This is a genomic window from Alkalihalophilus lindianensis (genome assembly GCF_032843265.1).
In the GTDB taxonomy this organism is placed as follows: Bacteria; Bacillota; Bacilli; order Bacillales; family Bacillaceae_D; genus Alkalihalophilus; species Alkalihalophilus lindianensis.
In genome coordinates, this window is the sequence record NZ_JAWJBA010000502.1 from 1 (window position 1) to 262 (window position 262).

General features: G+C 63.0%; 1 protein-coding gene. It reads left to right on the forward strand.

Annotation, left to right across the window (positions count from 1 at the left end):
- Positions 1-262, forward strand: a 262-nt coding sequence (locus tag RYX56_RS23195) for a histidine kinase dimerization/phospho-acceptor domain-containing protein (protein ID WP_317124236.1), incomplete at both ends; no start/stop codon positions are given.

The following is a 262-nucleotide window of genomic DNA, read 5'->3' on the forward strand; positions in this document are numbered from 1 at the left end:
GGTCGAATCCTGGCGGCAGATCTTCCTGGCAGCGCTCGGGCATGATCTCCGAGGCCCTTTGGCAGCGGTCATGTTCTCGGCGGACACTCTGGCCAGTGGGCTGCAGGATCCGGCATTGTCCAGGCAGGCCGAGCGGATCATCAATGGCAGCATGCGCATGAACAAGCTGCTCGACGACCTGCTGGCTTACAGCCGCAGCAAGCTGGGCGACGGCATGGTCATTCATCCGGTGGACTGCGATCTTGCGCAGTCGTTGGGCGAG